General features: G+C 59.6%; 11 protein-coding genes and 1 pseudogene. 3 read left to right on the forward strand and 9 right to left on the reverse strand.

Annotated features, from left to right (window positions below; all coding sequences use genetic code 11):
• Positions 1 to 26: 26 nt before the first annotated feature.
• From J7380_RS10880 to J7380_RS10905, 6 genes are all read right to left on the reverse strand, one after another.
• A complete protein-coding gene (locus J7380_RS10880; RefSeq protein WP_209195768.1) occupies positions 27 to 770 on the reverse strand; it encodes an SDR family oxidoreductase in 744 nt (247 codons plus the stop codon).
• A 55-nt stretch (positions 771 to 825) separates the two neighbouring features.
• Positions 826 to 1,245 carry an alternative ribosome rescue aminoacyl-tRNA hydrolase ArfB gene (gene arfB / locus J7380_RS10885; protein WP_209195769.1) on the reverse strand — a complete coding sequence of 140 codons (420 nt, stop codon included), beginning with the start codon at positions 1,243 to 1,245 and terminating at the stop codon, positions 826 to 828.
• A gap of 263 nt (positions 1,246 to 1,508) precedes the next feature.
• Complete coding sequence (locus tag J7380_RS10890; RefSeq protein WP_170355865.1) at positions 1,509 to 2,153, reverse strand: queuosine precursor transporter; 645 nt, start codon at positions 2,151 to 2,153, stop codon at positions 1,509 to 1,511.
• A gap of 90 nt (positions 2,154 to 2,243) precedes the next feature.
• Positions 2,244 to 3,128, reverse strand: coding sequence for an esterase-like activity of phytase family protein (locus J7380_RS10895; protein WP_209195770.1), 885 nt, complete (start codon positions 3,126 to 3,128; stop codon positions 2,244 to 2,246).
• Entirely contained in the window at positions 3,101 to 3,964 is an 864-nt protein-coding gene (gene mepA / locus J7380_RS10900; RefSeq protein ID WP_170355862.1) for a penicillin-insensitive murein endopeptidase, read from the reverse strand. Before mepA ends, J7380_RS10895 begins: the two co-directional genes overlap by 28 nt.
• Positions 3,961 to 5,328 carry an MFS transporter gene (locus J7380_RS10905; protein ID WP_209195771.1) on the reverse strand — a complete coding sequence of 456 codons (1,368 nt, stop codon included), beginning with the start codon at positions 5,326 to 5,328 and terminating at the stop codon, positions 3,961 to 3,963. Before J7380_RS10905 ends, mepA begins: the two co-directional genes overlap by 4 nt.
• 129 nt (positions 5,329 to 5,457) lie before the next feature.
• Here J7380_RS10905 and J7380_RS10910 point away from each other — a divergent pair, with 129 nt between their 5' ends.
• The 3 genes from J7380_RS10910 (at position 5,458) to yaaA (ending at position 8,667) form a co-directional block, all read left to right on the forward strand.
• A complete protein-coding gene (locus tag J7380_RS10910) occupies positions 5,458 to 5,745 on the forward strand; it encodes a YggT family protein (RefSeq protein ID WP_170355859.1) in 288 nt (95 codons plus the stop codon).
• 78 nt (positions 5,746 to 5,823) lie between these two features.
• Positions 5,824 to 7,863, forward strand: coding sequence for a DNA helicase RecQ (recQ, locus tag J7380_RS10915; protein WP_209195772.1), 2,040 nt, complete (start codon positions 5,824 to 5,826; stop codon positions 7,861 to 7,863).
• Positions 7,864 to 7,896: 33 nt separating this feature from the next.
• Positions 7,897 to 8,667, forward strand: coding sequence for a peroxide stress protein YaaA (gene yaaA, locus J7380_RS10920; RefSeq protein ID WP_209195773.1), 771 nt, complete (start codon positions 7,897 to 7,899; stop codon positions 8,665 to 8,667).
• Here yaaA and J7380_RS20355 read toward each other — a convergent pair.
• The 3 genes and pseudogenes from J7380_RS20355 to J7380_RS10930 form a co-directional block, all read right to left on the reverse strand.
• Entirely contained in the window at positions 8,655 to 8,945 is a 291-nt protein-coding gene (locus J7380_RS20355; protein ID WP_247742540.1) for a VOC family protein, read from the reverse strand. The genes yaaA and J7380_RS20355 overlap by 13 nt on opposite strands.
• A gap of 77 nt (positions 8,946 to 9,022) precedes the next feature.
• Positions 9,023 to 9,105, reverse strand: a pseudogene (locus J7380_RS20580) (VOC family protein); the annotation flags it as partial.
• A 9-nt stretch (positions 9,106 to 9,114) separates the two neighbouring features.
• Complete coding sequence (locus tag J7380_RS10930; RefSeq protein WP_209195774.1) at positions 9,115 to 11,322, reverse strand: response regulator; 2,208 nt, start codon at positions 11,320 to 11,322, stop codon at positions 9,115 to 9,117.
• Positions 11,323 to 11,358: the final 36 nt, after the last annotated feature.

Consider the following 11,358-nt stretch of genomic DNA (forward strand, 5'->3'; position numbering starts at 1 on the left):
GTATTTTTGGCCAGATGAAGAGCGGATCAGATACAGCGGCCACCGTCGACCTCCAAAGCTGTGCCGGTGATCATGCTGGCCTCGTCCGAGCACAGGAACAAGGCGGCGTTGGCCATGTCCTGCGGGGTTGAAAAGCGGCCCAGCGGGATGGTGGACAGGAATTTGGCACGGATTTCGGGGGTGTCTTCACCCATGAAAGATTTCAGCAGCGGAGTTTCGCCCGCCACGGGGCAGATGGCGTTGACGCGGACGCCTGCTGAAGCAAGCTCGACGGCCATGGTTTTGGTGGCGGTGATCATCCACCCTTTCGAAGCGTTGTACCAGTTCAGGTTCGGGCGCGGTGACAGGCCCGCCGTCGAGGCCACGTTCAGGATTGCACCCGCGCCGCGCGCCTTCATCTGCGGAACAAAAGCGCGCGCTGTCAGGTAGACGGATTTCATATTCACATTGAAGACACGGTCGAAATCATCTTCTGACACGTCCTCGAGTGGGGTTGGCAGATGGGTGACGCCCGCATTATTGACAAGAATATCGACGGGGCCGAACGCATCGCTGGCCGCATCGGCCATGGTCTGAACCGAGGCCGCGTTGGCCACATCGACCGTTTGGGCGGTGGCGTTTTCGTGCTGTTTCGCCAATGCTTGTGCCGCATCGCCATTGATATCGGCGATCATGACCCGTGCGCCTTCTGCCAGGAACCGCTCGACGATACCGGCACCAAAACCCGACGCGCCGCCGGTTACGATTGCGGTTTTGCCCTTTAGCCTCATGATCTTGCCCTCCCGTTTGGAGGTCAGACTAGCAAGGCGTGGTGAAACTGCCAGTTCAATCTTCGCTGACCCGCCCGCGCAATGCCTTGACGTCTCCGCGCGCTTTTTTTGCCGCCAGCCGCCGTTTGACCGAGCCATAGGTGGGCTTGGTCGCAACCCGTCGTTTGGGCTTGACCAGTGCGCGGGCGATCAGTTCGGCCAGACGGGCGCGGGCCAACTCGCGGTTGCGAGCCTGACTGCGGGTTTCCTCGCACTGGATGATGATCGCGCCCTCTTTGGTCCAGCGCCGCCCGGCCAACCGTTTCAGCCGGGTCTTGACCGGATCTGGCAAGGAGGGCGAGCGCGCCGCCTCGAACCGCAGCTCGACCGCGGTCGAGACCTTGTTCACGTTCTGCCCGCCGGGGCCGGAAGACCGCACAAAGCTTTCGGTCATTTCCCAGTCTTGCAGAATGATATCGTCGGTGATGCGCAACATAGGCGTGACCTTAACTGCCCGAGCACAAAACAAAAAGGGCCGCCCCAGCGGGACAGCCCTTCGAAAGTTCAGGAGGTTGGGTCGGTTAGATCAATCGACCAGCCGGAGCGAGCGCTCCGCCAAGGGCTGCCCTAACAGGCGATCCCCCCGGTTGTTCCGACACCTCTCTCCAATCTCTTTCTCGACACTGGATCACCTCCTTATCTAACTGTTGCGGTTGATAAGGATGGTGACACAAGATGCGCCAATCTCCAAACGTTTTTTTACGCAGGCTGTGCGGTCAGGCGCGAGACGATCACTTTGAACGGGATCAGCGCGATCATGGCCAGCGACAATTTCACCAGCCAATCCGCGAAAGCCAACGTCACCCACAGAGGGGCCATTGGACCCGTCAGCATGAAGGGCACTGGCTCCCACGCCCAGTTGATCGCGGCGTCGGCATTGGCGCCAAACACAGTGACCGAGGCCGAGAAGGCGATAGTAAAGAACAACGCCGTATCCAGCGCCGATCCGACCAGGGTCGAGACCAGCGGCGCACGCCACCAACGGCCTCCGCGCATGGCGTTGAACACGGTGACGTCGGTCAGCTGCGCGATCAGGAACGCGGTGCCCGAGGCCACGGCGATGCGCAGCGGCACGGCGGCATAGGTGAACCCGTCGCCCTGCAGCATGATCTGACTGCCGATCAGCGAGCAGATGATACCGGTGATGAAACCTGCGAACACAACCTTGCGGGCCGTGGCCACGCCGTAGACGCGGTTCATGATGTCTGTGACCAGAAAGGCCAGCGGATAGGTGAAGGCACCCCAGGTCAGCAGACCGTCAAAGATCAGGAACTGAACCAGAATGTTCGAGGCCACCACGATGGCGGCCATGGCAAGAATGCCGGGAATGTAAGCGCGTTGCATATTTTGATGCCCGTTTTGTCAAGGTAGCGGCGACTTGGCCAGGGGGTATCCCAAGGCAAGCCGTGCGTTTAGACGCTTGGGGGATCTAAGTCAATCGGGCAGCAGATATTCCACCAGCTCGGTGCGTTGTAAGGCCAGGAAATTGTCATCCGAGATCATCGTTGCCCGCAGCCGCCCCTGATCGTCGCGCCAGATGGACAGACCTTCCAGGTTGTCATGCGCGCCGGTGCTGGTCTGGAACAGGGTTTCTTCGGTCTGAGGCCCGTCCCCGTCAATTTGCCAACGCCGCAACCGGGATTTAAACCCCGTCCACCCCAAGGCACGCTCCAACACGTAAAGCTGGCCGTCGGGGCCGAAATCGGCCGATACAGGCAGGAATTTTCCGCTCTGCGGCAGCACAAACGGTGTCGACCACGCTTGCCCATCCCAGCGATAGACGGGGATGTCGCCATGCGGAGTCCGGCTTTTTTCGGGCATGGTGTAAAGCTGACCTGCAGCATCAATTGCCAAAGCTTCGAAAGACCCGTTCAGGTCAAGGGTTTGGAATGCCTGCGGCCGGGGTAGCACACTGGCTTTGGCACTTGGGGCGCGATAATGCGCCACGCGGTGCAGGGCCTCGAATGAGATGTAAAAGCTGCCATCGGGCGCAAAGGCGATACCCTCGGAATCGCCAACCCTTCCTGTCAAAGGTCGCCCCTTGCTGGACAGAACCGGCCAGTGGCCTGTGATTTGGATATCTCGGATACCGTTCTTATCCCGCGCAATGGTCGCGTTTACCAACGTCGCCCGATCGCCAAGCGCGACCATCTTGTGGCCACCCTCTGACATCTGCAGGGCCGAAAACCCGCCGAACCAATCTGCGGTGTGACGCCACGCATGGCTTTGCAGATGGGTCGCGGACTTGACCTCGACCGCTGTTGCCGCCCCCGCAAAGGGCAGCGCGCAGATCAGTTGGATTGCAGAACGGCGGCGCATTGCTGAGGCAGATCGGCCAAACGATATTCACGCCGGGGCTTCGGTGCAGGCGCATTGGGGTCAGGCGGCGGCGGGTTAAGGATGTTGTTCACCCATTGCTGCGCTTGATCGCAGCCATCACCCTTGGGTGGCGGGTCCTGATTGACGCATCCTTTCGAGCCACGCGGACAGGCCAGCCGGACATGGAAATGATAGTGATGGCCCCACCACGGCCGGATTTTTCGCAAATAGGCGCGGTTGCCCTTTTCATCCTTGCACATTTGTACCTTGGCGCCAGGAAAGACAAAAATCCGCGCCACGCGCTTGTCCTTGGCGGCGGCTTTCAGGATCTCGTGGTGTTGTCGGGTCCAGTTGTCATTCACAAAGGCCCCTGCGGACCGGCGCAGGGAAATCGACGAGATATTTTCGCGCGCTTTGCGCCCCAGTCGCATGTTGTCGCCGGGCAGCATCCAGATGTCGATATCGAGGCCCAACTGGTGCGAGCGGTGACCGGATGTCATCGGCCCGCCCCTCGGCTGGCTGATATCCCCGATATAAAGCCCATTCCAGCCTGGCTGTTTCGCAGCAAACCGGCTGAGATCCTGCACATAGTCGATCGCCACCGGGTGCCCCCAGTTGCGGTTGCGCGACAGGCGCATGGCCTGCCACGTGGGTCCAGTTTCGGGCAGCTGCACCGAACCGGCGGCACATCCGCGCGAATAACTGCCGAACGCGGCGGGTTTTTGCTGCGAGCTTTGCTTTTGCGCCCCGAAAAGCTGTTTGGCCAGCGGCTGTGCGCCCACTGCGCCTGCCCATGCAATGGCCGCCAATACGGTCAAAAAACGTAATAAAATCATCTGCTCTGATCCCCTTCCGGTTTAACCCAGCGCATTAGGAACAAGCCCAGAATAAACAAAGCGATGATCGGTGACACCCCCAGACGCGCACTTCCCGTGGCCGCCGTGACAATCCCCACCAACAAAGGCGCGGCAAATGCGGTGGCCCGGCCCGACAGGCCATACAGGCCAAAGCTCTCGACCGGGGCTTTTGGGTCCGTGTGGCGCACCATTAACGACCGGCTGGCCGATTGCAGGATGCCCCCCATACCGCCGATCAGAACGCCACAACCAAAGAACACCATATCCGGCAGGCCCGACCCCGCGGGCAAAGCAATGCCGTAAATCTGTGTCCGGTCCATCGACACCACGGTGATACAAACAAAGATCAGCACCCAGATCGCGATCAAAATCACTGGTTTAGGGCCATATTTCTTGTCCGCCTTGCCCCCGATCCACGCAAAGATGGCCGAGGCCAGAACGCTGACAATCCCAAAAACGCCAATCTTGATCAGATCCCATTCCAGCACCAACCGCGCGTAAACGCCACCAAAGCTGTAAAGCCCGTTCAGCGCATCGCGGTAGAACATGGATGACCCCAGATAGGTCGCAAGGCTCACCCGGTGCCGTAGATCCGAGATGGATTTGCCCAGCAGTCGCAGCGCCTCAGCCAGGCTACCCGTTTTCTCGGTCTGCGGATCGTCGCGAACCCACAAGAAATAAGGCACCATAAACAGCACGAACCACAGCGCGGTGAAGGGGCCGACAAAGCGCGTCCCCTCCTGCGCGGCGGCGTCTAGTCCAAAGGCCGGGTCCAGGCCGATCAGTGTTTTGCCATTGGGCTGTTCCACAAACAGCAGCAACATAATCGCCAGCGAGATCAGCCCGCCGAAATAGCCAAAGGCAAAGCCCGATCCCGAAATCTCACCCACTTCGCTGTCATCGCCCAGATCAGGCAATTGCGAATTGATGAAGATCAGCGCGTATTCCGCCCCCACAAAGCCCAGACCAAAGGCTGACAGCATCAGCCACATGTTCGACCCATCAGGCAACGTATACCAAAGCGCAGCCGAGCCCACCGCATACATCACCGAGAACGCAAATATCCAGGGGATGCGCCGCCCCGATACATCCGCCATAGCGCCCAGCAAGGGGGCACCAAAAGCGATGATCAGCCCTGTGATCGTCAGGCAATTGGCCCAAACCGTTTGCGCCCGCGCAGCGGCGGCCTGTGCATCCAGCCCGGTGCCGCTGAAGTACCCTGCCGCAACGCCCGCAAAATAGGGGCCAAAGACAAAGGTGACCAACAACGTATGATAGGGCTGACTGGCCCAGTCAAAAAACCACCAGCCCCAGATGCGCTTGCGCTTGGAAATCTCTGCCATGACTGCCCCTGTTATCGTTGTCTTTATAAGACGGGGCTTTACCCCAATTCGCAAGGGTTGTGTTGGCGCGGGCTTGCTCTTTGACGCCGGGGCGCTTACGTCTCGACAAAGCAATACCCCGGAGGCCCCATGCTGTCGCTGATCCAAATCCTTCTGCTGATCCTGGACATTGTCTGGTTCATCATTCTGGCCCATGTGATCATGAGCTGGCTGATCAATTTTCAGGTGCTCAACCTGCATCAGCAGCTGGTGGCGCAAATCTGGTACGGCCTGAACCGCATACTCGAGCCGATATACGGCCCGATCCGCCGTATCCTGCCCAATATGGGGGGGCTGGACCTGACGCCTCTGGTCGTGCTGGTCGGCGTCTATGCGGCGCGGATCATTCTGATCAACAATATGGTCTATTTCGTCTGACCTCTTGTTCACCGAATCTTAGTATGTGATTGTCCTGTCTTAAGAGCAGATAAACCTTAAAACAGGGCAACCCCGCAGATGTTCGACTCCGCGCCTTTGCTGCGAGATGTCTTTGGATTCGACGATTTCCGACCCGGTCAGGAAGAGATCGTCGACGCCGTGACGGCAGGCGAGAACGTTCTGGCCATCATGCCCACGGGTGGCGGTAAATCCCTGTGTTTCCAACTGCCTGCCCTGCTGCGCGACGGCGTGACGGTGGTGATTTCCCCCCTGATCGCCCTGATGCGCGATCAGGTGCGCGGCCTGCAGGAGGCCGGTGTTGAGGCCGGCGCCCTGACATCCGGCAACACGCCTGAGGAAACCGACGCGGTGTGGGAGGCGCTGGAGGCCGGACGCCTGAAACTCCTCTACATGGCGCCCGAACGTCTGGCCGCCGGGTCGGCTTTGGGGATGCTGCGCCGGATCAATGTCAGCCTTATTGCGGTGGACGAGGCGCATTGCGTCAGCCAATGGGGCCATGATTTCCGCCCCGATTACCTGCGGATCGGAGAGCTGCGGCGCGCGCTGAACGTCCCCTTGGCCGCCTTCACCGCCACAGCGGATGCGGAAACGCAGGATGAGATTGTCGAGAAACTGTTTGATGGCTCTGCGCCCCGCAAATTTCTGCGCGGCTTTGACCGGCCCAACATCCATCTGGCCTTTGCCGCCAAGGACGGGCCGCGAAAACAGGTGCTGGAGTTCGCCGCCGCGCGCAAAGGGCAATCCGGCATCGTTTATTGCGGTACCCGTAACAAGACCGAGGTGCTGGCGCAGGCCCTGCGCGCCGAGGGGCACTCAGCCTGTCACTATCACGGCGGTATGGACCCCGAAGATCGCCGCATTGTCGAAACCCGCTTTGCGCGCGAAGATGGACTGATCGTGGTCGCGACCGTTGCCTTTGGTATGGGCATCGACAAACCCGACATCCGCTGGGTCGCCCATGCGGACCTGCCCAAATCCATCGAGGCATACTATCAAGAGATCGGCCGCGCGGGCCGCGATGGCGGTCCTGCCGAGACGCTGACCCTGTTCGGCCCCGATGACATCCGCCTGCGCCGCTCGCAAATCGACGAAGGGCTGGCCCCGGCTGAACGGCGTATGGCCGACCATGCCCGTCTGAATGCTCTGCTTGGGTTGGCCGAGGCGCTGGTCTGTCGCCGTCAAACCTTGCTGGGCTATTTCGGCGAAGAGGCCGAGCCCTGCGGCAAATGCGATCTGTGCGATACCCCGCCCGAAGTGTTCGACGGCACCACCCCCGTCCGCATGGCCCTGTCCGCGATCCTGCGCACCGAGGAATGGTTTGGATCAGGCCATCTGATCGACATCCTGCTAGCCAATGAAACCGACAAGGTCCGGGCGCGGCGGCATGATGCGCTGTCCACATGGGGCATCGGCAAGGACTGGTCCCGCCCGCAATGGCAGGCGATTTTCCGGCAGATGATGGGGCATGATCTGGTCCGCCCCGACCCCGACCGCCACGGCGCGCTGCGCATGACCAAGGCCGCCAAGCCGATCCTGAAAGGCGAGGCGCAGATCAACCTGCGCAAGGACACGATCCGCAAAGCCACCCGCCGGCCCGCCGTCAAAGCGATGGTGGCCGAAGAAGACGCGCCGCTGCTTTCGGCGCTCAAGGCCAAACGCCGCGCGCTGGCGGAATCGCAGCGGGTTCCGGCCTATGTCATCTTCCCTGACCGCACCCTGATCGAAATGGCCGAAACCCGCCCCATGACGCTGGACGATATGGCCCGGATCGGCGGCATCGGCGCGAAGAAACTGGAACGCTATGGCGACACCTTCCTTGAGGTGATCGCGGGTGAGGCCGCCGCGCTGCACCCTGCCCGCCGCAAACTGGCCGGGCGCGATCAGGGCGAGATCTACGACCAGCTTCTGGCCGCACAGAATGACCTGACCCGCGGACCTGACGGGATCGACAAACCGCTGACCTGCTCGGCCTCGCAACTGGCCAAGGTGGCCCAACTGCGGCCCGGCGATCAGCGCGGGCTGGAACAGGTGCTGGGCGACCGTCGTCACGAAAGGTTTGGCGCCGCCTTTCTGGACGTGCTGGAACAGGCGGGCTAAATACGCCCCAACAGGCAAGGAGTAAGGGCGGATATGCTGGTAGTGATTTCCCCGGCCAAGCGGCTGGACTGGGCCGAGCGCGATGTGACGGTCACCCAACCCGATTTTCAGGACGACGCGATCCGGCTGTCGAAAACCGCCCGCAACCTGACGCTGGGCGATCTGAAAAAGCTGATGGACCTGAGCGATGATCTGGCCCGCCTGAACCGCGACCGGTATCGTGCCTTTTCTGATGCGCCCGAGGCCGATCTGACCCGCCCCGCCGCGCTAGCCTTTGCCGGGGATACCTATCAAGGGTTGGAAGCCGCATCTTTGGATGCAGATGAAATGGCCTGGGCGCAGGATCACCTGCGGATTCTGTCGGGGCTTTACGGCGTGCTGCGCCCGCTGGACGCGATTCAACCCTATCGGCTGGAGATGGGCAGCAAGCTGAAAACCCGGCGCGGCAAGAACCTGTATGAATACTGGCGCGATCAGCTGAGCAAGGCTTTGAACACACAGGGCGCACAGATCGGGTCGGACGTGCTGGTGAACTGCGCTAGTCAGGAATATTTCGGCGCGGTTGACCTCAAGGCGCTGAACCTGCGGGTGATCACCCCCGTTTTCATGGAGGACAAGGCCGGCACCCCCAAGATCGTCAGCTTTTTCGCCAAGAAAGCGCGCGGGGCCATGGCTCGCTATATCATTCAACGCCGCCTGACAGACCCCAAGGGTTTGCTGGATTTCGACACTGGCGGCTATGAATATCGGCCCGATCTGTCATCAGAGGACAAACCGGTTTTCGTGCGCCCCTACTCCGCGTGATCGCGCAGTGACGGGTCAAAGGCGACCAATTCCACCGTGTTGCCCTCGGGGTCTTCGGTGAAAATACCGCGCCAACCGATCCAGCCGAACTGTTCGACGCGGTAAGGCTGGCCCAATTGTTCATACCAGCGCATCACCGCCTCTTGTTCCTTGAATGGCAGCGACAGCGCGATGTGATGCAGGGATGATGCGGCTCCGGTTGTCAGGGCGCCACCTGCCGTTGGATGCAATCCGGGGCGCGGGGCGGCAGCATGGTGGAACAGGGCCAGCACCTGCATGTGGCCCCCTGCGGAAAAAGGTGATGGCGCTATTGTGGTCGCCGCTCAGGCGCTGCAGGCCGATGACGTCTTCGTAAAACGCGACCATCGCAGCCATATCAGCGCAGCGGATGGCGATCTCGCCCAAGGCGCGAGGGTGAAAGCCGCGGAGTTCAGTCATTGTGAAAGCCTAGCCCGACACATGCGCCTCGGCAATCAACGGGTGCGTCCCATCAGGTTGATGGTTTTGGATCATCTGATGAATTTTCCGCTTTTGCAGCGGCTTGGTCAGATAATGGTCCAACCCCGCCGACAGGATACCCTGATCATCTCCTGCCATTGCATGCGCCGTCAGGGCGATGATGGGAACGTGGCGGCCTGTCTCAATCTCTTGTCGTCGGATTTCTGCCGTCGCCTGTTTGCCGTCCATGCCTGGCATAGATATGTCCATGAAAACAAGATCGGGGTCGAAGCTCTGATAAGCCTCAACAGCCTCAGTTCCGTTTGCTGCAAAGCGCAGATCGATGTTCAGATCTTTAACCATTTTTTGCAGGATCAACTGGTTGGTCCTGTTATCCTCGGCGGTCAGAACCCGCATGAGCCGTTTTTGCGATCCGTTGGACAAGGAAGCCGCTCTGGTTGTAACAGGCGGCACGTCATCCGTTTGCGCTGCGCGGCCCAAAGCGGTCAGTCGCGAATAGAGTTCGGCTCTGGGTATGGGTTTCTGCAGAACACCTTCAATAAGATGGCAGGCCGGATTGGCGTGGATCATAGCTGGGTTGGCCGACATCAGGACAATGGGCAGGTCGTCCCATCCCCGGTCCTTGAGTGTGGTGGCAAGCTCTAATCCATCCATGTCAGGCAGATCGTGATCGCACAGAATTAGTCCCACGCTGTCGTCAATCTTCGACAACGCTTCGCTGCCAGAGCTACAAACCGTTACCCGTGCCCCCAGACGGCTGAACTGTTTGGCCAGGATGGCACGGTTTACAGCCATATCTTCGACGACGATGACGTGCCTCAGCCCCTCCGCCAGGTCAGGCGGTTCGGGCTGGGGGCCTTCAATTGTCGGCAGAGAAATTCGGAAACCGAAGCACGAACCCTTGTGTGGTTCACTTTCAACCCAGATCGTGCCACCCATCAAAGCGATCAACCGCTTAGTGATGGCCAGACCCAACCCTGTTCCTTCAAACTGCCGGTTGCGTTCATCCTCGACCTGGTTGAATTCACCAAAAATATGGTCAATTTTTTCGGCATCGATGCCTATCCCGGTGTCCTCGATTGCCACATGGATATCGCAGGTGCGCAGATCCGTATTGGGTACTCCTGTTACCCGGATGAGGACATGACCTTGTGACGTGAACTTGACTGCGTTGCCAACCAGATTGGTCAAAACCTGACGCACACGACCCGGATCCCCCATGAAAAGAGTTGGCAGGAACAGGTCGTAGTCGACCAGCAATGTCAGCCCCTTGTCCCGAACACTGGGCTGCAGCAGCATAGATACTTCCAGTATGCATCGCTCAAAATCGAATTGTTCGGGATGCAGGATCAGCTTGTCAGCTTCGATCTTCGAATAGTCCAAAACATCATTGATGATGACCAACAATGCCTCGCCCGAATTGCGGATAGTATTGAGATAGAGCCTTTGTTCTTCATCCAGTGGCGTTTCCGACATCAGTTCGGTCATGCCCACGATACCATTCATCGGGGTTCTGATTTCGTGGCTCATATTTGCCAAAAACGCAGACTTTGCGCGGTTTGCGGCTTCAGCCCTTTCACGCGCGGCTTTCAGCTCGGCCTCGTGTCGGACCGACGCAGAAATGTTCAGCGCCAGGCTGACCACGTCCCCCCCGTTGCCGCGCTGGTCAATCAGTTTGAAGTAGTGGCCGTTCCAAAGGCGAATAATTTCAGGCTCGGGGTTCGTTTTCGCCCACCTGGCCTGCATTCGCTGGATCCAATCACACGCTGCTTCATCGCCAAGATCAATCAAACCCTCGGTCGTGAGAATTTCCAGGATACGGGGATAGGCGATACCGGGCGCAACCTCGTCAATACCTTCGAACACACTCAGGTAGGCCGTGTTCGCCCCGATCAGGCGATTGTCGCCATCGAAAAACGCAAACCCGTCATGGAATGTCTGTATCGAATGCCACAGCCGACGCTCGGCCACTTCGATCTTGGCATTGGCCAGCGTCAGATCAGATTTGACCTTTTCGTTCTCATCGCGAACGGTCTCAACCTCGGCCTGCGTTTCGCCGATACGTTTGGTCAGGGCCATCGCGTGCAAACCAAGTTTGCGATTGGCCGCAGACAGCTCGGCCTGTTTCATCTCAAGCAACCGTTCGGCAGCCAGCCGCGCGCGTCTTTCCTGTGCAAGTTTTGTTGCAAGACTCATCCGTGACGATCCCAAAGCATTTCCAAACCAGCATCG

This window comes from Ruegeria sp. R8_1 (assembly GCF_017743815.1).
Classification (GTDB): Bacteria; Pseudomonadota; Alphaproteobacteria; order Rhodobacterales; family Rhodobacteraceae; genus Ruegeria; species Ruegeria lacuscaerulensis_A.

Excerpts from the sequence above, each read along its gene's own strand:
- J7380_RS10895 (WP_209195770.1), bottom strand. The coding sequence starts at position 3,128 with ATGCGCCGCCGTTCTGCAATCCAACTGATCTGCGCGCTGCCCTTTGCG.
- J7380_RS10930 (WP_209195774.1), bottom strand. The coding sequence starts at position 11,322 with ATGAGTCTTGCAACAAAACTTGCACAGGAAAGACGCGCGCGGCTGGCT.
- mepA (WP_170355862.1), bottom strand. The coding sequence starts at position 3,964 with ATGATTTTATTACGTTTTTTGACCGTATTGGCGGCCATTGCATGGGCA.
- recQ (WP_209195772.1), top strand. The coding sequence starts at position 5,824 with ATGTTCGACTCCGCGCCTTTGCTGCGAGATGTCTTTGGATTCGACGAT.
- J7380_RS20355 (WP_247742540.1), bottom strand. The coding sequence starts at position 8,945 with ATGCAGGTGCTGGCCCTGTTCCACCATGCTGCCGCCCCGCGCCCCGGA.
- J7380_RS10880 (WP_209195768.1), bottom strand. The coding sequence starts at position 770 with ATGAGGCTAAAGGGCAAAACCGCAATCGTAACCGGCGGCGCGTCGGGT.
- yaaA (WP_209195773.1), top strand. The coding sequence starts at position 7,897 with ATGCTGGTAGTGATTTCCCCGGCCAAGCGGCTGGACTGGGCCGAGCGC.
- arfB (WP_209195769.1), bottom strand. The coding sequence starts at position 1,245 with ATGTTGCGCATCACCGACGATATCATTCTGCAAGACTGGGAAATGACC.
- J7380_RS10910 (WP_170355859.1), top strand. The coding sequence starts at position 5,458 with ATGCTGTCGCTGATCCAAATCCTTCTGCTGATCCTGGACATTGTCTGG.
- J7380_RS10905 (WP_209195771.1), bottom strand. The coding sequence starts at position 5,328 with ATGGCAGAGATTTCCAAGCGCAAGCGCATCTGGGGCTGGTGGTTTTTT.
- J7380_RS10890 (WP_170355865.1), bottom strand. The coding sequence starts at position 2,153 with ATGCAACGCGCTTACATTCCCGGCATTCTTGCCATGGCCGCCATCGTG.